23 protein-coding genes are annotated in these 22198 nt (G+C 70.5%); 12 read left to right on the top strand and 11 right to left on the bottom strand.

Annotation, left to right across the window (positions count from 1 at the left end; all coding sequences use genetic code 11):
* The 6 genes from ABZ664_RS20715 to ABZ664_RS20740 form a co-directional block, all read right to left on the bottom strand.
* Window positions 1-98, bottom strand: a 98-nt coding sequence (locus ABZ664_RS20715; protein WP_362512326.1) for a SapB/AmfS family lanthipeptide, incomplete at its 3' end; no start/stop codon positions are given.
* A 51-nt stretch (window positions 99-149) separates the two neighbouring features.
* Window positions 150-284: a SapB/AmfS family lanthipeptide gene (locus ABZ664_RS20720; RefSeq protein ID WP_350944088.1), complete on the bottom strand. Its 135-nt coding sequence runs from the start codon at window positions 282-284 to the stop codon at window positions 150-152.
* A gap of 54 nt (window positions 285-338) precedes the next feature.
* On the bottom strand, window positions 339-470 hold the full coding sequence (locus ABZ664_RS20725; protein ID WP_362511959.1) for a SapB/AmfS family lanthipeptide: 132 nt from the start codon (window positions 468-470) through the stop codon (window positions 339-341).
* A 4-nt stretch (window positions 471-474) separates the two neighbouring features.
* Window positions 475-3123, bottom strand: coding sequence for a class III lanthionine synthetase LanKC (gene lanKC / locus ABZ664_RS20730; protein WP_362511962.1), 2649 nt, complete (start codon window positions 3121-3123; stop codon window positions 475-477).
* Window positions 3124-3241: 118 nt separating this feature from the next.
* Entirely contained in the window at window positions 3242-3997 is a 756-nt protein-coding gene (locus ABZ664_RS20735) for a histidine kinase (protein WP_362511965.1), read from the bottom strand.
* Window positions 3998-4227: 230 nt separating this feature from the next.
* Window positions 4228-4941, bottom strand: coding sequence for a M50 family metallopeptidase (locus tag ABZ664_RS20740; RefSeq protein WP_362511968.1), 714 nt, complete (start codon window positions 4939-4941; stop codon window positions 4228-4230).
* 326 nt (window positions 4942-5267) lie between these two features.
* Here ABZ664_RS20740 and ABZ664_RS20745 point away from each other — a divergent pair, with 326 nt between their 5' ends.
* Window positions 5268-5744 (top strand): nuclear transport factor 2 family protein, encoded by a 477-nt coding sequence (locus ABZ664_RS20745; protein ID WP_362511971.1) that lies wholly within the window; start codon window positions 5268-5270, stop codon window positions 5742-5744.
* Between the two features lie 10 nt (window positions 5745-5754).
* Complete coding sequence (locus tag ABZ664_RS20750) at window positions 5755-6900, top strand: magnesium and cobalt transport protein CorA (protein WP_362511974.1); 1146 nt, start codon at window positions 5755-5757, stop codon at window positions 6898-6900.
* Window positions 6901-6947: 47 nt separating this feature from the next.
* Here ABZ664_RS20750 and ABZ664_RS20755 read toward each other — a convergent pair whose 3' ends face one another.
* The gene (locus ABZ664_RS20755) at window positions 6948-7415 is read right to left on the bottom strand and encodes a DUF16 domain-containing protein (protein ID WP_362511977.1); all 468 of its coding nucleotides are present in this window, start codon (window positions 7413-7415) and stop codon (window positions 6948-6950) included.
* 144 nt (window positions 7416-7559) lie between these two features.
* Window positions 7560-9776, bottom strand: a complete 2217-nt coding sequence (locus tag ABZ664_RS20760) for a thiamine pyrophosphate-dependent enzyme (RefSeq protein WP_362511980.1) — start codon at window positions 9774-9776, stop codon at window positions 7560-7562.
* A gap of 482 nt (window positions 9777-10258) precedes the next feature.
* Here ABZ664_RS20760 and ABZ664_RS20765 point away from each other — a divergent pair, with 482 nt between their 5' ends.
* Together ABZ664_RS20765 and ABZ664_RS20770 are read left to right on the top strand one after the other, a co-directional pair.
* Window positions 10259-10900, top strand: coding sequence for a hypothetical protein (locus ABZ664_RS20765; RefSeq protein WP_362511983.1), 642 nt, complete (start codon window positions 10259-10261; stop codon window positions 10898-10900).
* Between the two features lie 385 nt (window positions 10901-11285).
* Window positions 11286-12152: a universal stress protein gene (locus ABZ664_RS20770; protein WP_362511986.1), complete on the top strand. Its 867-nt coding sequence runs from the start codon at window positions 11286-11288 to the stop codon at window positions 12150-12152.
* Here ABZ664_RS20770 and ABZ664_RS20775 read toward each other — a convergent pair.
* Window positions 12142-12756 (bottom strand): TetR/AcrR family transcriptional regulator, encoded by a 615-nt coding sequence (locus ABZ664_RS20775; protein WP_362511989.1) that lies wholly within the window; start codon window positions 12754-12756, stop codon window positions 12142-12144. The genes ABZ664_RS20770 and ABZ664_RS20775 overlap by 11 nt on opposite strands.
* A 118-nt stretch (window positions 12757-12874) precedes the next feature.
* Here ABZ664_RS20775 and ABZ664_RS20780 point away from each other — a divergent pair, with 118 nt between their 5' ends.
* The 8 genes from ABZ664_RS20780 (at window position 12875) to ABZ664_RS20815 (ending at window position 21319) form a co-directional block, all read left to right on the top strand.
* Complete coding sequence (locus ABZ664_RS20780; RefSeq protein ID WP_362511993.1) at window positions 12875-14443, top strand: carboxyl transferase domain-containing protein; 1569 nt, start codon at window positions 12875-12877, stop codon at window positions 14441-14443.
* Window positions 14444-14529: 86 nt separating this feature from the next.
* Complete coding sequence (locus ABZ664_RS20785; protein WP_362512329.1) at window positions 14530-16500, top strand: biotin carboxylase N-terminal domain-containing protein; 1971 nt, start codon at window positions 14530-14532, stop codon at window positions 16498-16500.
* Window positions 16497-16670 carry a hypothetical protein gene (locus ABZ664_RS20790; RefSeq protein WP_362511996.1) on the top strand — a complete coding sequence of 58 codons (174 nt, stop codon included), beginning with the start codon at window positions 16497-16499 and terminating at the stop codon, window positions 16668-16670. Before ABZ664_RS20785 ends, ABZ664_RS20790 begins: the two co-directional genes overlap by 4 nt.
* Window positions 16670-17620: a hydroxymethylglutaryl-CoA lyase gene (locus ABZ664_RS20795; protein WP_362511999.1), complete on the top strand. Its 951-nt coding sequence runs from the start codon at window positions 16670-16672 to the stop codon at window positions 17618-17620. Before ABZ664_RS20790 ends, ABZ664_RS20795 begins: the two co-directional genes overlap by 1 nt.
* Window positions 17617-18780, top strand: coding sequence for an acyl-CoA dehydrogenase family protein (locus ABZ664_RS20800; RefSeq protein ID WP_362512002.1), 1164 nt, complete (start codon window positions 17617-17619; stop codon window positions 18778-18780). Before ABZ664_RS20795 ends, ABZ664_RS20800 begins: the two co-directional genes overlap by 4 nt.
* 397 nt (window positions 18781-19177) lie before the next feature.
* Entirely contained in the window at window positions 19178-20095 is a 918-nt protein-coding gene (locus ABZ664_RS20805) for a DUF692 domain-containing protein (RefSeq protein WP_362512005.1), read from the top strand.
* A complete protein-coding gene (locus tag ABZ664_RS20810; protein WP_362512008.1) occupies window positions 20095-20874 on the top strand; it encodes a hypothetical protein in 780 nt (259 codons plus the stop codon). The genes ABZ664_RS20805 and ABZ664_RS20810 overlap by 1 nt, the downstream gene beginning before the upstream one ends.
* 307 nt (window positions 20875-21181) lie before the next feature.
* On the top strand, window positions 21182-21319 hold the full coding sequence (locus ABZ664_RS20815; protein ID WP_362512011.1) for a hypothetical protein: 138 nt from the start codon (window positions 21182-21184) through the stop codon (window positions 21317-21319).
* 149 nt (window positions 21320-21468) lie between these two features.
* Here ABZ664_RS20815 and ABZ664_RS20820 read toward each other — a convergent pair whose 3' ends face one another.
* Window positions 21469-21714, bottom strand: coding sequence for a hypothetical protein (locus tag ABZ664_RS20820; protein ID WP_362512014.1), 246 nt, complete (start codon window positions 21712-21714; stop codon window positions 21469-21471).
* On the bottom strand, window positions 21711-22148 hold the full coding sequence (locus ABZ664_RS20825; RefSeq protein ID WP_362512018.1) for a helix-turn-helix domain-containing protein: 438 nt from the start codon (window positions 22146-22148) through the stop codon (window positions 21711-21713). Before ABZ664_RS20825 ends, ABZ664_RS20820 begins: the two co-directional genes overlap by 4 nt.
* Window positions 22149-22198 lie beyond the last annotated feature (50 nt).

The raw sequence follows: 22198 nt of genomic DNA on the forward strand, positions 1-22198 counted from the left end.
CCGGACTCGCAGCCCAGGACGGTGAGGGTGCTGCCGCCACCGCCGCCGCCGTGGCCGCCGCCGGGGGTCTCCAGGGACTGCAGGTCGAGAAGGACCATCGAAGTTGCTCCGTTTCTACGGGTTCTACGGGTTGTGTGGAACGGGGAGGACTAGTGGCAGAGCAGGAGGCTCAGGTTGCTGGGCTTGCCGGACTCGCAGCCCAGGACGGTGAGGGTGCTGCCGCCACCGCCGCCGCCGTGGCCGCCGCCGGGGGTCTCCAGGGACTGCAGGTCGAGAAGGACCATGGAATTTCCTCACTTCTGGTGGGAACCGAACCGATATCGGGAAAACCGGGATGCCTAGTGGCAGAGGACGACGCTCAGGTTGCTGGGCTTGCCGGACTCGCAGCCCAGGACCGTCAGCGTGCTGCCGCCGCCACCGCCACCACCGCCGGTGGGGGCCTCCAGGGACTGCAGGTCGAGAAGAACCATGTCGTTACACCTCCTTCGATGTCGATGTGTCGTGGGGGCCAAACCGCCCGGCGGGTTCGTGCGCGGACACCCCTGACGGGGTGCTCGTGTCACCGGGCGGCTCGATGAAGGGGAGGAACACCGGCCGGTCGTGCAGCACGGCGCTCATCGCGAACAGGACTCCGGCCGTGCCGGTCGCGAAGTCCATGGAGAGCCTGAGCAGCTGGTTCCCGGGGAAGGCGAGCCCGCCGCCGTGGGGCAGCGCGTGCCAGGCCAGCCCGCGGAGCTGCTCGGCCACGTCGGTGTGGTCGGTAAGGGAGGCGTTCGGCTCGGGTCCCAGACCCCAGCCGAGGGCGCCGATCATGCCGCTCCGGCCGGTGAACAGGCCGGACTGCACGAAGTAGCGTCCCCGGGTGACGCGCCGGCAGCCGTCGAGCGCGGCGCGCAGCTCCTCGTCCTCCCGGTGGGCCAGGTAGCGGGCGAGGACGATGCCGATGCCCACCGATCCCTCGTCCAGGTAGGGCAGCGTGCGCCAGCCCTGGTCGACCTGGAGGGTTCCGTCCTCGCCGGTTACGCAGCGCCGCAGGTCCTGCCGGAGCGCCACGGCCGCCCTGTCGAGCAGCGACGTGTCGCCGGTCTGCTCGTAGGCGTGCAGGAAGAGAAGAGCGGGCCCGGAGGAGCCGTACATCAGCCCGGCCCGGGGGTGGACGCCGCCGCTGACCTCGGGTACGTCCTCGGGCCCGCCCAGCCTGTCGGAGCAGATGCCGGTGATCTGCAGGGCCACCTCGGTGAAGGTTCGCTCGCCGGTGGTCCGGCCCAGGTGGAGAAGGTTCAGGCCCATGCCGGCCAGGCCGCTGAACAGCCCGAGCTCCAGCGCCTCCCATTTCTGGCGCAGGCACAGGTCGGCGGTGTCGATCGCGTCCTGGCGGTGCCCGAGCAGGTCGAGGACGTAGGCCACACCGTGCAGGCCGTCGTAGAACCCGATCCCCGTCCCCGGGGCGGGGGCGAGCGCCTTCGCGCGCAGCCAGTCCTCGTGCTCGGGACGGCGCTCGGCTCCGGTGCTCGCCAGCGCGTAGAGCACGCCGGCCGCGCCGTACGCGAGGTTGACGCCGCCGCCGGGCTGGAACTGGGCGACGTCGCCGGGGAAGAGCCGGTCCTCGCGCTCGGGGGTGGCGCTCGCCAGGATGGCCCGGGTCATCGCCTCCTTGAGCCGGGGCCAGCTGTCGCGTCCCGGTTTCGGGTAGGGCGTGGCCGCCGCGGGTTCGGGGCCCGCGACGGTGCGGACCGCCTCGTCGAGCATCTCGCGCGGCACGGGGAAGGTCTCGCCGATGAGCCTGGCCAGTTCGGTCACCTTGGCACGGTCGAGCGACAGCATGATCGTGAGCTGGGGGGCGAAGAGCCCGAGGCAGAGGCAGGACAGGGCGTACAGGTCGACGTCGACGCCCTGCCGGTCGGCCGGCGCGCCGAACGCCGGGTGGGCGAGCGCCGCGCGGCCGCGGTCCTCGGTGAGGGTCGCCACCTCGTAGTCGATCAGGACCAGGCGGCCGTCCTCGGTCAGGAGGATGTTGTTCGGGTGCAGGTCACCGAAGACCACCCCGCGCTCGTGCAGGGACTCGACCGCCCGGCGCACCTTGGGAAGTATGTCGAGCACCCAGGCGGTGTACTCGGCGATGGCCGCGTCGTCGCAGGTCGCCCTGGTGAGCGGGTATTTGTGCACGAGTTGGCGCTGGAGCGGGTTGCCGTCGACGAACTCCTCGACCAGGAAGTGGTGCCCGCCCAGGGTGAAGTAGTCGATCAGTGCGGGTACCGCGTCCAGCCCGGACAGGCGCTCCAGCATGTCGCGCTCGTGCGCCAGCCGCGCCACCGCGTCCCGGCCGGCGGCGTCCAGGCCGGCGTGCGGGCGGGCCTCCTTCAGCACGACCCGCTCCCCGGTGCGCAGGTCTTCTCCCAGGTAGACGCCGCCGCCGTTGGAGAACTGCATCACGCTCTCGACCCGGTACGGCAGCCCCTCGGTGGTGACCGCGTTGCGGGCCGCGAGGTGGGGTTCGAGGAAGGCGGGCAGCGTCACCCAGGACGGCACGCCGAAGGCGGGCTCCCGCACGTCGGGGACGAGCCGTCCCTCGCCGTCCTCGATGGCCAGCACCAGCTCGCCGTTGTCGGCCAGGCAGCGCCGTCCGGCGAAGCCGCCGTACCGTACGAAGAGCGGTCCCTGGCCGTAGCGGAGGTCGCTGAGGATGTAGGGCCCCTCGATGCCCGTGAGCAGCTCGTCGAGCTCCTTGAGCGTGAGCTCCAGCTGCGCCTCGTCCACCGGGTAGATCGTCACGAGCTTCCCGCTGGAGCCACGAGGGGCGGCCTTGGAGTTCAGCATGGTCATGACCGGCAGGCTGCGCAGGAACTTGAACGCGATGTCGCGGGGGACGCAGTAGTCCCAGACCGCCTCTATGGCGCGGTCGGCGTCCTCGGTGCGAGCGGAGACGTGGATCTTCCAGCCCTGGGCGGGTGTGCGACCGCCGAGCGGCGCGTAGTGCATCCAGGTGTCGGTCGCCTGGTGCTGCCAGCCGTCCGGGACATTCCGGGCAGCGAGCGCGAAATCGGGATGATCACCCCGGCGGCCGTCAAGCGTGTCATAAAAAAGCGGGTCGGCCAGGCAATAAAGCTCATACTGGTCATCCACCACATTCTCCCCTGCTGTCTTCCAGAAGAGAGAATTACGGATAACCCGAGAAACCACTAGTTACAAACTAAACCAGTCGTATATGCGAAACTCACAGTGTCAACCATGACGATGTGCGCTACCTGCGCTTTCGCGGTAAACGTGAATATGATTCGGGAAAATTGGTGGGAACCTCGGCCATCAGGGTGAACCACCCGTCCGTGCCGCCGACCGCCCGCACCGTGCCGCCCAGCTCGCCCACGCGGTGACCCAGGTTGTCCACGCCGTTGCCGGTGGAGGCGGTCCCGAAGGTGCCTCCGGAGGATGTCTCCTGCCGGGGAGCCCCGTCGTTGACGACGGTGAGGCGTAGCCGGCCGTCGTACTCGACCAGCTCGATCGCGCACCGCTTCACCCGGCTGTGCCGCAGCATGTTCGTCACGCCCTCGCGGACCACGGCGCCCAGCGCGGTGCTCACGACCTTGGGAAGCTCGTCCACGTCGACCCGGACCGAGCAGTAGGCCCCGAAGCCCTCCATCAGGGTCCTGGCCCGCGTGACCTCGCCGGAGAACGACAGCCGGTGGACGGCCTCCGACACGTTCCGTACGGCGTGCGCGGCCTGCCGCACCGCCTGCAGCACCTCTTCCAGCTCCTCGCGCAGGCGCGCGTCGCCGTTCGCCTTCCTGTGGGCCAGCTCTCCCTTGATGGACGCCAGCCAGAGCCAGTGCCCCACGATGTCGTGCATGTCGCGGGCGAATCTCTCGTACGCTCTGCTGAGTGCCCGCTCCCGCTCGGCGTGGAGCCGTCTGATCCGCAGGGCGAGGACGAGTGTCACGCCCAGTGAGGCCAGCAGGATGCCCGTTCCGACCGCTCCGATGAGGTAAGCGGGGTGGGGCATGGAGCGCCTCTCGCAGGAGAAATGATATTCCCGCTAATAAACTCAAAAAAGTTGTTAAATGTCAATCAAGAGGCGTGGTCCCGCGACGCGATGCGGCAGGCGGAGGGCCGCCGTAAAATCAGCATGAAATGCGGCGATATAGCCCGTCTAATGCTTCATCGGTGAATCGTGATCGCCGTGCTTCCCCGCGCGGGGGCGGACGACGGGCACGGAGTGTCGCGCGGGATCGCTCAGATGAGCCCGAGCGCCGAGGGCAGCAGCAGGTACGCTCCGGCCACCAGGCACGCGCCCGCCACCACGAGGAACAGAAAGACCCAGAATCCGCCGGGCAGGAAGGTGAGCCTGGCGAGCTGGTCGGCGTCGGAGTCGGGCGCCTGGTGGCGGCGCCGCTTGCGCTGGAGCTCCACGATCGGCCGGATACCGCCCAGCAGCAGGAACCACACGGCCAGGTAGGCCAGGACCGCGTCCATGTCGGGCGCCGCGTACCAGGTGAAGGCGAAGATCGCGCCCCCGGTGGCGAGCAGGCTCACCACACCGAACAGGTTGCGGATCAGCAGCAGCATGCAGAACAGCAACCCGATCACCATCGTGATCAGCACCGCCACATAGCCGGAGGAGGTGAGCCACGCTCCGCCCAGTCCGAGCAGGGACGGGGTGACGTATCCGGCGGCGGCGGTCAGAATCATGCCGAACCCTCGGGGCTTTCCCCTGGTCAGGGTGACACCCGAGGTGTCGGAGTGCAGCCGGATGCCCTCCAGTTTGCGCCGGGTGAGCAGCGCCACCAGCGCGTGCCCGCCCTCGTGGGCGATGGTGATCAGCCCTCGCGACAGCTGCCACGAGGTGGACCACGACACCACGCCCAGGGCGGCCAGAGCGGACAGCAGCACAACCCACAGGGGCGGCCCGGAACGGGACGTGGTCAGGGTCACCCAGAGGTCGGACAACGCTCGTTTCTCCTTCGCGGCGTGAGAGTAAAGCGTCCCACGACTGCCGGTGTGCTGGGGATAAAGTCGGAACCGTGCCGAATATGATGCCGGAATTCGCGAACGCGGGCGGTTTCGCCCGCCGACGAGGACCGGGCCGGACCGGCGAGATCCCGCTCGTCGGCGACCTCCCGAACATCCCCATCCGTACGCCCGTCGGCCCCGCACACCCGGTGGGCCCGGCGACGACCGGATCCACGCGCTGTACTGGCAAAACGCGGACAATCTCCTTGGCTCCTCCGCGCACTACACTCGGTCGGCAGGATATTGATGGTCGGGAGAAACTCGTGAACGATCGGAACGCCGAGCTCATCAAGACGTTCTACGAGGCATTCGCGCGCCGCGACGCCGACGCGATGGAGCTCTGCTACCACCCTGACGTCACCTTCGGTGACCCCGTCTTCCAGGACCTCGAAGGACGAGACAAGGTCATGGGCATGTGGCGGATGCTGCTGAGCCGCAGCCCCGACCTCGCCGTGACCGTACGCGACATCACCGCGCGCCCGTACGAGGGCACGGCGCACTGGACCGGTCGTTACACCTTCGGCGAGAGGGGCAGGAGGGTCGTCAACGAGGTCGACGCCCTCTTCCGCTTCGAGGACGGACTGATCGTCCGCCACCACGACGACTTCGACCTCAGGCGCTGGTCCAAGATGGCGATGGGCCGGCCGGTCGGAATCGTCCTCGGCTGGACCCCGATGCTGAGGGCGAAGATCCGTGCCACCGCGATGCGGTCGCTGCAGGAGTTCATGAGCGCCCGATGAGGAGAGACGTGTGACCGACCGGCGAATGCGAGGCCTGCGGAGCCTGATGCGCGGGCGTTCCGGCACCGGTCGGGAGTCGCCCGAGCGATCGATGGACCCCAGATCCGTTGGCGAGGAGCGGCCGGCCCCACCCCGCTCGCGCGTCATCGACAACGCGATCTACGTCAACGGTCATCGGGCGGCCACCCCCGAGTCGCTGCCCGAGGCGTTCGAACGCCTGAAGAACACCCCGGACGGCATGGCCTGGATCGGCTTCTACCGGCCGGAGGACGGCGTCATCCTCAACGTCGCCGAGGAGTTCGACCTGCACGAGCTGGCGGTCGAGGACGCCATCGTCGCCCACCAGCGCCCCAAGGCCGACCGCTACGGCGACACCCTGTTCGTGGTGCTGCGCCCGGCCCGCTACCTCGACGAGGCCGAGGAGGTCGACTTCGGCGAGCTGCACGTCTTCGTCGGCAAGAACTTCGTGATCACCGTACGGCACAGTGAGGCGCCCGACCTGTCCCAGGTCCGCCGACGCATGCAGCACGACCCCGAACTGCTCGGCCAGGGGCCGCAGGCGGTGCTCTACGCCATCCTCGACGCGGTCGTGGACGGCTATGCCCCCGTGGTCGCCGGCCTGCAGAACGACATCGACGAGATCGAGGTCCAGGTCTTCGGCAACGAGCCCGGGGTCTCCCGCCGCATCTACGAGCTGTCGCGCGAGGTGATCGAGTTCCAGCGGGCCACCCAGCCGCTCCTGGGCATGATCGAGGGTTTCATCGCGGGCGCGGACAAGTACGGGGTGGACCAGGAGCTGCAGAGATATTTGCGGGACGTGGCCGACCACGTGATCACCGTCGCCGAGCGGGTGAGCGGCTTCCGCCAGATGCTTCACGACATCCTCGTGGTCAACTCGACCATGGTCGCCCAGGCCCAGAACGAGCACATGACCAACCTCACCGAGGCGAGCAACGCCCAGAACGAGGAGGTCAAGCGGATCTCCGCGTGGGCCGCGATCCTGTTCGCCCCCACCCTCGTCGGCACCATCTACGGCATGAACTTCGACGTGATGCCCGAGATCCACTGGGCGTGGGGCTATCCCTTCGCGGTCATGCTCATGGCGGGCGTCTGCCTCACCCTCTATCTGGTGTTCAAACGCCGAGACTGGCTGTGAACCCGTCGTGAGCCCCGGACCATCGGCCCGAGGCTCATCGGCGAGGCTCAGCCGAGCTTGGTCAGAATCAGGTCCAGCTTGCCGTCCATGGAATCCATCCGGCCCTCAAACGAGTCCATGCGGCCTTCCATGGACTTCATCCGGCTTTCGAAGGACTCCATCCGGGTGTCCAGGGCATTGACCTTGGTGTCGAGGTTGTCGACTTTGGTGTCCAGGTTGTCGACCTTGGCTTCCAGGTTGTCGACTTTGGTGTCCAGGGCGTTGACCTTGGTGTCGAGGTTGTCGACCTTGGTTTCCAAGATGTCGACCTTGACGGCGAGGGCGGAGAGATCATCCTTCGTGGCCATCCGGTTCATGATCTCTTCGAACATCGGCGTGGTGTAGGTCATGACCTCCTCGCGGATGAGCCTGGGGAGATCGTTCAAGGTCCCCTTGATGTCCGCCAGGTCCGCGCCTGTCCTGAAGGCCCAGGCCTCCAGGTCCACCACGCGCTGACCGGTGCTCTTCGTCGCCACGTCGGGCATGTTATCTCCTGGTCGGGGGAACGAGGGGCTGACCTGCCGACGAACCAGAGGCGCGATCTGTGACGGCGTGCGACCAATTGAACACGCTCCGCTGGAGTGGTGGGGTCGATTCCGGGATTTCGAAAACGAGGGCGGTCAGCCGAGCAGCTTGCGGGCGGCCGCCTCGATCTCGGCCTCCGACAGCAGCACGTGCCTCGCCGCCTCGCCCAGTGGGATGAAGCTGTCCGAGGAGGTCACCCGGGCGATCCTGCCGGTGAAACCCGCGTCGAGCAGCTCGGCGACGATGCTCTCCGAGACGCCCCCGGTGCGGCGGGTCTCGTCGGCGATCAGCACCCGGCCGGTCAGCTCCGCGGCTCGCATCAGGTCCTCGACCGGGAGGGGGGAGAGCCAGCGCAGGTCCAGGACCCGGCAGCTGTGTCCCTCCGCGGTGAGCCTCACCGCGGCACGCAGGCTCATCCGCAGCCCGTTGCCGAAGGTCACGATGGTCAGGTCGCGGCCGTCGCCGTAGCTGCGGGCGCGTCCGATCGGGATGTGCGTCTCCGCCCATCGCGCCGGAGGGGCGTACGGGGCGAGCCAGCCGTTGTCACCTTCCTCGAACATGTCACGGGTGTTGTACAGGGCGATGGGCTCAAGGAAGACGCAGACGCTGCCGTCGACGCGTGCGGCGGCGAGGCAGGTGCGCAGCATCGAGGCGGCGTCGTCGGGCCGGGCGGGAGAGGCCACGACCAGGCCGGGTATGTCGCGCAGGGCGGCGATGGAGTTGTCGTTGTGGAAGTGGCCGCCGAAGCCCTTCTGATAGGCGTAGGAGGCGACGCGCACCACCATCGGGTTGCGAAAGGCCCCCTGGGAGAAGAACTGGAGCGTCGCGGCCTCGCCCCGGATCTGGTCCAGGGCATTGTGCAGGTACGCCAGATACTGGATCTCGGGCACCGGCAGCAGGCCGGAGATCCCCGATCCGAGCGCGAGGCCGAGCACGGACTGCTCGTCGAGGAGGGCGTCGAACACCCGGCCGGAGCCGAAGCGCTTCTGCAGGCCGCGCGTGACGCCGTAGACGCCGCCCTTGCGTGCCACGTCCTCGCCGAAGACGAGCACGTCGGGGTGGGCGGCCAGGGAGTCGGCGAGGGTGCGGTTGACGGCCTGGGAGAAGGTCAGCGGGCCCTCCCGCTCGGGGAGCCTGCCGGCGAAGGACCTCGACCTGACGTCGGGGGCCGCCACTTTGGTGCAGGCCGCGGCGACGGCCGCGGGGGTGCGCGGGGCGAGCGGCTCCACGATGTCGAAGGCGGAGATCAGCCTGGGGCGCCGCGAACTCTCCATCGCCATCTTGAACAGGTGCTCGCGCGTCGTCTCGTACCGGAGCAGCAGCTCGTCGGGAGTGGTCAGGCCGGCCTCGACGAGCAGCCTGGCGGTCGCCACGAGCGGGTCGCGCGCCAGGTCCGCGTCGATCTCCCGCTTGGTCCGGTATGACAGCTCCACGTCCGAGCCCGCGTGGCCCATCAGCCGGACGGTGCTTACCCGCAGCAGGGCGGGTGCGCGGTGCGTGCGGACGTGGTCGGTGGCGGCCAGTGCCATGTCGTGGACGTCGGCCAGATCACAGCCGTCGGCCTCGAAATACCTCATCAGCGGGTGGCGGGCGGCCTTGACCCAGCCGTCGGGGGTGCGCACGCTGATGCCCAGGCCGTTGTCCTCGCAGACGAAGAGGATCGGCAGCGGCAGCTTCTGGTATGAGCCGTAGGCGGCCGTGTTGAGGCCCGACAGGGCGCTGGCGTGGTTTGTCGAGGCGTCGCCGAAGCTGCAGGTCACGATCGCGTCGCTCGGCCACGGCCCCGGCACGCCGAGCTGGCGGGCGCGCTCGATGGCGAAGGCCACGCCCACCGCACGGGGCAGGTGGCTGGCGATCGTGGAGGTCTGGGGGATCACCGCGAGGTCCGGGTGGCCGAAGACCTTGTGCCGCCCGCCCGCGATCGGCTCCTCGACCGAGGCGGTCAGGCCGAGCAGCACGTCGCGCAGCCCCTCCTCGGGCAGCCGTCCCGCCATCGCCGACCTGGTCAGGTAGAAGGCGCCTGACCGGTAGTGCAGGAGGGCCGGGTCGGTGACGCGCAACGCGGCGGCGACCGCGGCGTTGCCCTCGTGCCCGGCCGAGCCGATCGTGTAGAACCCCTCGCCCTGCTCGCGCAGCCAGCGGGCGGTGACGTCCAGCAGCCTGCTGCCGAGCTGGAACTGAAACAGCTCGCGGCACCTGGCCCCGGTCAGGGTGGTGTCCTCCCGCACGGGCAGGCCGGGGTCGCGCGGTGCGCCGGGGGAAAGGGCACTCACGGCGTCGGTGAAATGGGTCTCAACAGTTTCGCGCGCCACAGCCCGATTATGTCCCCCATCGACGGACGCCGTCCCCAACCTTGACATCTTTGATGGGTGCGAGATGGCGGACCGATCACCCTTAACCAGTATTCATGACAGCTTGTCAGGTGTGATTTCACGGCCCGTTCGACGAATGAACAGGAACGTCAGGGCCGGGTACTCCACGCCGGTCCCCAAGTCGAGGCCTTGGTGCCGGAACCCCGGCGCGACACTCCGGCGCAGGGCTCTGACACGGGAATTCGACGCCGGACCTCCCAGGCAGGATGAGTCGGGTCAGAAGGGCGGAAGCCCCGAACGGTGTGAGCGTATTCGTTTCCGGCCTTGTGTTCCGATCCATGGGTATCTCGCGCACCTGTTGCCACAAGCCGTTCCTCCTGCGGACTTCTCGCGGAGGGTCTCTTTGCCATCGGCGGGTACTGCGGCTGCCAGCATCTTCGGAGTTCACGTCCATCGCATCAGTGACATGAGTGGAGACGCGCATGCTTGGAAAATTGATTCTCACCGGGGCGGTGGGGGCGGTCGTCATGCTGCCGGCCGCCGCCCACGCCGCCGGACCGTTTCCGGATACGGCGCGGTCCGTCACGGCGCTTTCCGGTGACACGCCGGTTTCCGGGATAACGGCCATCGGGAGCGCGTCGGCGTACGGAAACCCGTCGGTGCCGGTGTCCGCACCGGTGTCCGCGCTGTCGCCCTCGGTCGCGACGCCGCCTCCGCCCGCACCGGCGCAGGGAACCGCTCCGGTGCCCGCGGCCGCGGTGCCCGGGACTCCGCCTCCGCCCGACGAGTCGCTCACGCCCGGGACGACCCCGCCCGGTGTCGTCCCGCCCGGTTCCACTCCGCCGGTCGGCACGTCCCCGCCCGGCACGACTCCGCCGGTCGACACGACCCCGCCCGGCACCACCCCGCCGGTCGGCGTCGCGCCGCCCGTGACCGTCCCGCCCGTGACTGTCCCGCCCGTGACCGTCCCGCCCGTGACCGCCCCGCCGGTCCAGGTCGTATCGACGCCGGTGATCTTCGCCGCGCCGGGCACGCCGCTCGCGGTCACGTCGGCCGTCGCCGCATGGGCGGGAACGTTCTGTGCGCCGACCGGCGTCGTGGCGGTGGCCGGTTCGTGTCTGTAACCGGTTCGCGCCGGTGCTCGTGACCGTCCCGTGCCCGCACCTGTGATCGGCTCGCGCCGGCGACGGTCCCATGCCCGTGACCGTCCCGCGCGAGGGAGACGCGGATGAGAGGCGGATAAGACACGGCGACGTTACGGATGATCGCCTCGACGACCGTGCCGGTGACCGGCCGTCGCGCCACTCCGGCAGATTCGCGCGGCCGTGCGGCCCGCGCGAAACCCCTCCCGGCCCCGGCCGGTCTTCAAGCGCCCTCCCGCCCCTGGGCGGGAGAAGGCATCTTTGCCGATGCGCGCCGCAAAACAGGAAGAGTCTTGTGAAAGCGCTCCCCTTTTAGCGGACGGACTCGGAGAAGGATGGAAAGGAGCGACGCGGGAGAGGAGCCGCCATGCCGGTAAGGGACGAAGGGCGATCGGTGGTCGTCGGATACGACGGCTCGGCGGAGAGCCGGTTGGCCCTGCGTTGGGCCATCGAGGACGCCCGCCTGAGATTTCTCCCGCTGCTCGTCTGCCACGCCTGGCAGTGGCCCTACCCCAGGCTCTCCCTCGCCCCCGAGACCACCGAGGTCGTACGGCGGATGGGCAGGCGCGTCCTGGAGAGCGGGCTGATGACCGCGCGTGAACTGGCGCCCAAGGTGCCCGTACACGGGCGACTGGTGGAGGGGACTCCGGCCGTCGCCCTGGTGGGCCTGTCGAACGACGCGGATCTGATCGCGATCGGCCCGCGTGGCGCGGGCGACTCCGAGGAACTGCGGATCGGCTCGACCGTCGAGGTCGCCGCGCACGCCCGCTGCCCGGTGGCCGTCGTCAGGAGACCGGGCCACCCGCGCGCCGGCCGCGTGGCGATCGCGGTGGAGGACGCCGCCGTCGACTCGCAGGAGCTGGCCATCGCCTTCGAGGAGGCGAGGCTGCGCAGGGCGGCGCTGCTCATCATCTGCCTCTGCTCCGAGGACACCGGCGATCTCAGGTCGGTGGCCGTCCACTTCAACACCAGCGTCGCGGTGTGGGAGGAGAGGTATCCCACGGTCGTGGTGGAGACCATGATCGAGACACGCCCTCATGTCGAGGTGCTCCGTCGCGCGGCCGACCGTTCGGACCTTCTGGTCGTCGCCGACCGGGAGCACCACGATCCGCTGGATCCCGCGATCGGCCCGGTCTGCCGGGTGATGCTGAGCGAGGCGCCGTGCACGGTCGTGGTGACCCCCTCGCAGGCGTGGAGCCCGTCCACCCGATCGGAACTGTACGTCAGGGGTTAGCGATCCCTAACTCTGGGGCGGCCAGCGCCGCGCGTGCCATACCGCGCAGCAGGTCGGCCATCGCCGCGGGCGACAGTTCGCCCGCGCTGTGCGGGGTGGAGTTGAGCAGTCCGAAGACGGCGTGGGTCGCGGCGCGCAGCCCGGCCTGGGAACGCGCGGGGTAGAGCTCGCTCAGCACGGTGACCCATTCCTCGACGTACAGCCGCTGCAGCCGGCGGATCCGCCGGCGCGCGGGCTCGGGCACGTTGCCGAGCTCCCTGTCGTGCACGGTGATCAGTGCGGGGTGGCTGAGCGCGAACTCGATCTGACAGCTGAGCAGGGCGTCCAGTGCCTGCTCGGCGTCGGCGGCCTCGGTCACGCGGCGCGCGCCCGAGGTGTGCAGGCGCTCGCTGACATCCAGCAGCATCTCCGCGAGCAGGGCGTCCTTGCCGCTGAAGTGGCGGTACAGGGCCGGGCCCGAGGTACCGACCGCGCCGCCGATCTCCTCGATCGAGACGCCGTGGAAGCCGCGGGCGGCGAACAGCTCCGCCGCGGCGTCCAGGATCTCCGCGCGCCGGGAGCCACGGGTGCGTGCAGGGGACTGAGCAGTCGTCACCTCTCGCATGGTAGACGGTAACGTTAATAATGACTAACATCTGCGGTGAAGTCGGGCATCGGTGCCCCGGCGGTGGCAGCGCCGGGGCAGATCGGATGGTCCGGGCGGAGCGGACGGGGAGGCTCGTATGAGTGGCTGGCCGGTGCTGCGGAGTGCCTGTGATCCGGGCGGCGAGGGCTTCAAGCGCAACGCCGAGGTGAACGAGCGCCTGGTCGCCGACCTCCGGGAGCGCCTCGCCGTGGCGGGGCTGGGCGGCCCCGAGAAGTCGCGCGCCCGGCACGTCTCCCGGGGCAAGCTGCTGCCCCGCGACCGCGTCGACTCGCTGCTCGACCCCGGTTCGCGCTTCCTGGAGCTCTCCCAGCTGGCCGCGGGAGGGATGTACGGCGACGTGGCCCCCGCCGCAGGGATCATCACCGGGGTGGGCCGTGTCTCGGGGCGCGAGTGCGTGGTCGTCGCCAACGACGCCACCGTCAAGGGCGGCACCTACTATCCGATCACCGTCAAGAAGCATCTGCGGGCCCAGGAGGTCGCCCTCCACAACAACCTGCCGTGCGTCTATCTCGTCGACTCGGGGGGTGCGTTCCTGCCCAAACAGGACGAGGTCTTCCCCGACCGCGAGCACTTCGGCCGGATCTTCTACAACCAGGCGACCATGTCCGCGCGCGGCATCCCGCAGATCGCCGCGGTCCTCGGCTCCTGCACCGCGGGCGGAGCGTACGTCCCGGCGATGAGCGACGAGGCGGTGATCGTCCGCAACCAGGGCACGATCTTCCTCGGCGGCCCGCCGCTGGTGAAGGCCGCCACCGGCGAGGAGGTCACCGCCGAGGAACTGGGCGGCGGCGACCTGCACGCCCGCGTCAGCGGCGTCACCGACCACCTCGCCGACGACGACCGCCACGCGCTGCGGATCGTCCGCGACATCGTCTCCACCCTCGCGCCGCGCACGCCCGCCCCCTGGGAGCGCGTGCCCTCCGAGGAGCCCGTGCACGACCCCCGCGACCTGTACGGCATCGTCCCCGCCGACACCCGCACCCCGTACGACGTCCGCGAGATCGTCGCCAGGATCGTCGACGGCAGCAGGTTCGGCGAGTTCAAGGCCGAGTACGGCGCCACGCTCGTCACCGGGTTCGCCCGCATCCACGGCCACCCCGTCGGGATCGTCGCCAACAACGGCATCCTGTTCGGCGAGTCGGCGCTCAAGGGCGCCCACTTCATCGAGCTGTGCGACCGGCGCAACACCCCGCTGGTGTTCCTGCAGAACATCAGCGGCTTCATGGTCGGCAGGGCGTACGAGGCGGGGGGCATCGCCAAGCACGGTGCGAAGATGGTCACCGCCGTCGCCTGCGCCCGGGTGCCCAAGTTCACCGTGGTCGTCGGCGGCTCGTTCGGGGCCGGCAACTACGCGATGGCCGGGCGTGCCTACTCGCCCCGGTTCCTGTGGATGTGGCCGGGGGCACGCATCTCGGTGATGGGCGGCGAGCAGGCCGCCAACGTCCTGTCCACCGTGGGCGACGCCGACCCCGACGCCATCCGCGCGCAGTACGAGGAGCAGGGCAACCCCTACTACTCCACCGCCCGCCTCTGGGACGACGGGGTCATCGACCCCCTCGACACCCGTACCGTCCTGGGCCTGGCCCTTTCGGCCTCGGCCAACGCCCCCCTCGAACCCGTCGGCTACGGCGTCTTCCGGATGTGACCGCACCCATGACCCACTCAACCCACCCGGCCCACTCGAGCCGTCCGGTCTCCTCGGCGCACATGTCGCCACCGCGCGAGGGACGGATGTTCGACACCGTCCTCGTCGCCAACCGCGGCGAGATCGCCCTGCGGATCACCCGCACCCTCCGGAGGCTGGGCATCCGTTCGGTCGCCGTCCACAGCGACGCCGACGTCGGGGCGCGGCACGTCCGCGAGGCCGACGTCGCGGTGCGGCTCGCCGGCGGTTACCTCGACGCCGACGGCATTCTCGCCGCCGCCGCAGCGACCGGCGCCCAGGCGGTGCATCCCGGATACGGCTTCCTCGCCGAGAACGCGGACTTCGCCCGGCGCTGCGCGGAGGCCGGGCTCGTCTTCGTCGGCCCGCCGCCGGAGGCCGTGGAGGCGATGGGCGACAAGATCCGAGCCAAGGCCACCGTCTCGGCGGCCGGGGTGCCGGTCGTCCCCGGCGGCGCCGAGCCCGGCGACGACCTGGCCGAGGCGGCCGGGCGGGTCGGCTTCCCCGCGCTGATCAAGCCCTCGGCGGGCGGCGGAGGCAAGGGCATGGTGCTCGTGCGCTCCGCGGCGGAACTGCCGGAGGCACTGGAGTCCGCCCGCCGCACGGCCGCCGCCGCGTTCGGCGACGCGACCCTGCTGATCGAGCGGTTCGTGGAGAACCCCCGGCACATCGAGATCCAGGTGATGGCCGACGCCCACGGCGGCGTCATCCACCTGGGCGAGCGCGAGTGCAGCCTCCAGCGCCGCCACCAGAAGATCGTCGAGGAGGCGCCGTCGCCGCTCCTCGACGCCGAGACCAGGGCCGCGATGGGCGCGGCGGCGGTCGAGGCCGCCAGGTCCGTCGGCTACACCGGCGCGGGGACGGTCGAGTTCATCGTCCAGGGCGCGACCGGCGACTACTACTTCATGGAGATGAACACCCGCCTGCAGGTCGAGCACCCCGTCACCGAGCTGGTCACCGGACTGGACCTCGTCGAGCTCCAGCTCAGGGTCGCCGCCGGTGAGCCCCTCCCGCTCACCCAGGACGAGGTGCGCCTCGTCGGCCACGCCGTCGAGGCCCGCGTCTACGCCGAGGACCCCTCCCGTGGTTTCCTGCCGACCGGCGGCCGGGTCCTCGCGCTGCGCGAGCCGCCGGGGGTGCGGGTCGACTCGGGACTGATGGCCGGGGGCCTGGTCGGCAGCGACTACGACCCGATGCTGTCGAAGGTCATCGCCTGGGGCAAGGACAGGACGGCCGCCCTGCGGCGGCTCGACGGCGCGCTCGCGGCGACGGCCGTGCTCGGGGTGCCCACCAACATCGCCTTCCTGAGGGCCCTGGTCGGTCACCCCGCCGTCCTCGCCGGAGACCTCGACACCGGTCTCGTGGAGCGCCACCTCGGCGAGCTCGTCTCCCGCGAGGACGCCCCCGCCGACGTCCTCGCCGCCGCCGCCCTGGTCCTGCACCGCGAGCACGCGCCCGCGAGCACGCCCGCCGATCCGTGGGACGTCACCGACGGCTGGCGGCTGGGCGAGGCGGCCTGGACCGTCTACCGGCTGGAGAGCCGCGACGAGGTCTGCGAGATCAGGGTCCGCGGCCTGCCCGCCTCGGGAGCCGAGGTCCGCCTGCCCGGCGCGGAGGCCGTGCGGGCGCGGCTCACCGAAGAGAGCGGCGGCGAGGGCGGCGACCTGCTCGTCACCCTCGGCGAGACCGCGAGACGCTACGCGGTCGCGAGGGACGGCGACGTCGTCTGGCTCGGCCGCGACGGCGACGCCTGGGCGCTCACCCGCCACCACCTGGGAGACCCCGGTGACCGGGCCGGCGCGGGCGGCCCGGGTGACGGGCTGGTCCGCAGCCCGATGCCGGGCACCGTCCTCGTGGTGAAGGCGGGCCTGCGGGAGCGGGTCGCCGAAGGGCAGCCGCTTCTCATCGTGGAGGCGATGAAGATGGAGCACACCGTGACCGCCCCGATCGGCGGGGTCGTCGCCGAGCTGCGGGTCCGTGCGGGCCAGGCGGTCGCGATGGACGCCGTGCTCGCCGTGGTCCGCGAGGAGGAGCCGTGACAATCTCCGCTCCGGTCGCGGAGGCCGCACGGGAACGCGGGAAGATCGCGACACAGGCGGCCAGATGGGTCGTGACGCACGACGACGGCGGAGTCACGGCCGGATGGGTCGCCGAGATCGGGCCACCGGCTACGGGGACCGCGAGGCACGAACCGGTGAGGAGGGCGTGATGCGCGAGCCACAGAGGGTCAAGGCCGAAGGGCTGCCGGAACGGGTCACGATCTACGAGGTCGGGCCGCGCGACGGGTTGCAGAACGAGGCCGCGGTGATTCCCGTCGAGGTCAAGGCCGAGTTCATCGCCCGGCTCGCCGCCGCCGGGCACCGCGTGATCGAGGCCACCAGCTTCGTCCACCCCAAGTGGGTGCCCCAGCTCGCCGACGCCTCGGAGCTGCTGGCGGGCATGAAACGGGTTCCCGGCGTGCGCTACCCGGTGCTCGTCCCCAACGAGCGCGGCCTCGACCGCGCGCTCGAACACGGCGTCGAGGAGATCGCGATCTTCGCCAGCGGCACCGAGACCTTCGCGGGCAGGAACCTCAACCGGACGCTGGAGTCGCAGTTCGCGATGTTCGAGCCGGTCGTCGCGCGGGCGCTGGAGCACGGCCTGAAGGTGAGGGCGTACGTCTCGATGTGCTTCGGCGACCCGTGGGAGGGGCCGACGCCCGTCGCCCAGGTCGTCTCCGTCGGGCGCAGGCTCCTCGATCTGGGCTGTTTCGAGCTGTCGCTCGGCGACACCATCGGTGTCGGCACCCCCGGTCACGTCGCCGCGCTGATCGAGGCGTTCGGCGGCCCCGACCGGCTCGCGGTGCACTTCCACGACACCTACGGCCAGGCCCTCGCCAACACCCTCACCGCCCTGCGCGAGGGCGTAACCGTCGTCGACGCCTCCACCGGAGGCATCGGCGGCTGCCCGTACGCCGAGAGCGCCACCGGCAACCTCGCCACCGAGGACCTGGTCTGGATGCTGCACGGCCTCGGCGTCGAGACAGGCCTTGACCTCGCCGCGCTGGTGGAGACCAGCACCTGGCTCGCCGCGAGGCTCGGCCGCCCCAGCCCGTCGCGGGTCGTCCAGGCCCTGGGCGAGAACCCGTCCCGCACCACCGCAGAGAACGCCGAGGAGTGATCATGCCCAAGCTGACCGAGGAGTACGAGGAGCTTCGCAAGACCGTCGAGGCGTTCGCCCGCGACGTGGTGGCCCCGGTGATCGGGGACCTCTACGAGCGTGAGCAGTTCCCCTACGACATCGTGCGGCAGATGGGCGCGATGGGCCTGTTCGGGCTGCCGATCCCCGAGGAGCACGGCGGCATGGGCGGCGACTACTTCGCGCTCTGCCTGGCTCTGGAGGAGCTGGCCAGGGTCGACTCCAGCGTGTCGATCACCGTCGAGGCCGCGGTGTCGCTGGGCGCGATGCCGATCTACCGGTTCGGCACGCCCGAGCAGCGCGCCCAGTGGCTGCCCCGGCTGGCGTCGGGCGAGATGCTCGGCGCCTTCGGCCTCACCGAGCCCGGTGGCGGCTCCGACGTGCCCGGCGGCATGCGGACCACCGCGGTGCTGGACGGCGACGAATGGGTGATCAACGGTACGAAGGCGTTCATCACCAACTCCGGCACCGACATCACCGGGGTGATCGGCGTGGCCGCGATCACCGGCGAGCGCGCCGGAGGGAAGAAGGAGATCTCCACGATCCTGGTGCCGTCCGGCACGCCGGGCCTCACCGTCTCGAAGAAGTACTCCAAGGTGGGCTGGAACTGCTCCGACACCCGTGAGCTCTCCTTCGAAAACTGCCGCGTCCCCGCGGGCAACCTGCTCGGCGAGCGCGGACGCGGTTACGCGCAGTTCCTGCAGACGCTCGACGAGGGTCGCGTCGCGATCGCCGCCCTGTCCACCGGCCTGGCCCAGGGCTGCGTGGACGAGTCGCTGCGCTACGTCCGCGAGCGCGAGGCGTTCGGTCACCCCATCGGCCACTACCAGGCGATCCAGTTCAAGATCGCTGACATGGAGGTCCGCACCCACACCGCCCGCCTCGCCTACTACCACGCGGCCGAGAAGATGCTCGCGGGCGAGCCGTTCAAGAAGGAGGCCGCGATCGCCAAGCTCGTCGCCGGCGACGCCGCGATGGACAACGCCCGCGACGCCACCCAGATCTTCGGCGGCTACGGGTTCATGAACGAGTACCCGGTCGGCCGTTTCTACCGCGACGCCAAGATTCTGGAGATCGGCGAGGGCACCAGCGAGGTCCAGCGGATGCTGATCGCGCGGGAGATGGGGCTTTCCGGCCTCTGACCCCGTTGGCGTCGCACGGGCCCACGGAGGGAGACCGCGACCGCACCCGGCGAAGTGACGTGAGGTGAGCAGGGGGTCGCCCCGACTGGGCCGCGCCGGGGGCAGGTCTTGTGGCCCCGCACCGAACGTCGACCGGGAAAGCCTCGGCGGGGAGCAGCCGTCGCCGAGGGAAACCCGGCCAGGGATGGGAGACGCCCCACTGCCGGGTCCACCGGTTTCACCGGTGCAGGGGGCCGGGCCGTCGCCTCGCGGATTTCGTCGGTGTGGGGGACCGGCCGTCGCTTTGCGGAAGTTTGACGAGGCGGCCCGGCGTGGCTCCGGATCCCGTCGGGCACGCTGCGGGTACAGCGGTTGTGAAGTGTTCGTGAACATCACTGCGAAGTGATGGGAGAACCACATGCTGACAGGGTTGCCCGCACTGGGATCAGGGCTGGGACATCGCGTGGAGCTGGCCGAGGCGATCGAGGCGCACGCCGGCCGGATCGACTGGCTGGAAGTGATCACTGAGCGCTTTCTGTTCGCCCCGGCCGACGAGCGTGAGTGGCTGAGAGGGCTGACCGACCGGTTCCCGGTCGTGCCGCACGGGCTGGAGCTGTCCATCGGCTCGGAGCGGGAGCCGGACGCGGCGTACGTGGAGGCGTTGGCCGCGCTGGTGGCCGACGTCGACGCGCCGTGGTTCAGCGACCACCTGTCCTTCACCCGCACCGACAGCGTCGACGTGGGGCTGCTGGTGCCGCTGCCGAGGACGAGGGAGGTCGCCCGGCGGCTGGGACGCAGGGCGGAGCGGGTGCGGGAGGCGGTGGGGCGGCCGTTCCTGCTGGAGAACATCACCTACTACGTGGACATGGCGACCCCGCTGACCGAGGCGCAGTTCATCACCGAGGTGATGGAGCACTGCGAGTGCGGCCTGCTGCTGGATCTGGCCAACCTCGACATCAACGCGCGCAACCACGGCTTCGACCCGCTGGAGTTCCTCGACGCCATCCCGGTCGAACGGGTCGTCCAGGTGCATCTGGCCGGAGGCGTCGACGAGGACGTCGACAATGACGTCGACAATGACGGGGGCCGGCTGTCCCTTGACAGTCACGGCGCCGCGATCCCGGCCCGGGTGTGGGGGCTGCTGGCGGAGCTGGTGTCACGCACGCACGTCAACGCCACCCTGGTCGAACGCGACCAGAACTTCCCCGACGACTTCGATGACCTGCTCGCCGAGATCGACCGCGCGCGAACCGTCCTGCGCTCCCGCCCCGCCGGCGATCCGGCCGGCCGACGACGGATCGCCCGAGGGGCGGCACAACCGGCGGGAGGCGCCTGATGGGCGTGCAGGACGCGCTCGCGGCGATGCTGACCCGCGAGGGTGAGGCCGCGCTGCTGCGCGAGGACCCCGAGAGGCTGCGGCTCCGTTACGGGCTGAGCGAGGCCGAGCTGGCCATGCTGGCCGGTGCCGCGGCGGGCGGCTACCGGGTGACGCGCGCCGGCGTGCTGGGCAAGCTGCGGTCGGCGATCGCCACCTGCCTGCCGGAAACGGTCGCCGAGCTCGTCGGCGGTCACCGCGCCCTGTGGGAGGAGTTCGCCCGAGGTGTCGTACGCCACCCGCAGCCGGTGGAGCGGCCGTTCGGCATCTGGGAGTCCGAACGGCTCGCGGCCTGGCTCGCGATCCACGCGACACCGCGGCTGACCGCGTACGCCCGTTACGAGCTGGCGCGCGCCGCACTGGTCCACGACCGCGACGCGGCGCTGGCCGCCCGTGAGGCCGCCACCATGGCGGAACCCGGCGGCCGGGCCGTGACCGGGGCGCTGCGGCTGTCGGCCGCTGTCCGGATCGGGACGTACACCCATGACGTCACCGCGGGGCCACCGATCGGTGAGCTGCCCGCCGCGGCGACGCGGGTGCTGTTGCAGCGCCGATGGCGGGCGCCCTTCTTACGTGCCTACCGGATCGGGGACGGCACCGCCACGCTGCTCGCCCGCTGCGACGGCAGCCGCGACGCCGTTCAGGTGATCGCGGCGGCGGCGGTGGGCGGCGACCGCGGCCGAGCCGCGGAAACGCTCGCCGAGCTGGTAGTGGCCGGTCTGGTATGGCCGCGATCCTGACTCCTCACGCGTCGCCCGGCGGGAGGGTTCGTATCCACTCTCGCGGGATCGCGACGGGTCGTCACCGCGAGGTGGAAGGCGGTGCCGGTTGTGACCGACCGGGCTGGACGAGATGCGCGTGCGGATCCCGTTCCCGTTCCGCCGATACCGGTCTCCGCCCCGACCTCGGGGCGCGGCCGCCCGCGGGCGGCCGCCATCGATCCTCCGCGTCCGGGCACCCGATGTGCCGGATCGCGGAGAAGTCGGCCCGGCATCGGGTCGTCATCCCGGCCTGCTTCCGGCAGGCGTCGGCGAACGGAGGAACATCGTGAACGATGACACCACTCGCGAGGACAGGGGACCCGAGTTCGTGTTCGAGGCCGTCACCGGACCCGACGACCGGGAGAGCACGGGCCGCTCGTGCTGCGGCGGTGGTCGCTGCGGCCACGACGACCCCGAGGTGTGAGCCGGCCGTCTGAGACGGACGGTGGGAGGCGGGGGAGTACGGCCTCTCGTGGCCTTCCCTCGCCTCCCGCCCTCTTCGCGGACACCGGCTGCGGCGATCCCGCCGCAGGGCGTCTCGGCCTCGCGAGATCGCCGGGTCCGACCGGGGTGTCAGCGCGAGGGGATCGTCGTGGTGAAGCCGCGCCCCGCGAAGGTGCCGGAGACGGCGGTGTCGTCCTCGGTGAGGAAGGGCTTCCACGCGCGGGATCCGCCGTCGCCACCGGCGACGGTGAGCCGGGCGGTGGCGTCGCCGCCGCTCAGGCGGACCTCGCCGTTCACGGTGAGGTCGCCGACGAAGCGGACGTCTCGCGGTCTTCGCGCCCTGACCGGTGTCCCGGGCTCGGGGCGGGCGCTCACGGTCTTTCCGTGGTGTCGGGAAGTCCTTCCAGCTCGCGTACCCGCTCGATCATCTCGGTGATGGCGTTCAGGCTCTTGGGCGAGAGTCCGGCGGCGCGGAGTGCGAGCTGCCGGACGGAGGAGTCCCGGATGGCGGTCAGCAGTGCGAGCTCGGCGTCGATCCGCTCGGCGGCGGTGTCGTCGAAGAAGTAGGCCGGTGGGACGCCGAAGAATTCCGCCAGGGCTTCAAGGTGGCGTTTAGTCGGGTTGTCGCGAATACCCTTTCGCAACTGCCAGATGTAGGTGGCCGAGATGGTCGGCTTGCCGGATGCGCGGAGGGCTTCGGCGACCTCCTCGAAGCTGTACTCACCGCCGTCTCGCGGATGGACGGTGCGAAAGAGATGATCCAGTTTCGCCGCGAGGGTCCGCTTCGCATCCGGCGGGGTGTCTGGCATGTGTCCTTCCCATGTGAACCGGCCCGGGCGTGATCGGATCACTGGTCGCA

The sequence above is a fragment of the Streptosporangium sp. NPDC006930 genome, assembly GCF_040635605.1.
Taxonomy (GTDB): domain Bacteria; phylum Actinomycetota; class Actinomycetes; order Streptosporangiales; family Streptosporangiaceae; genus Streptosporangium.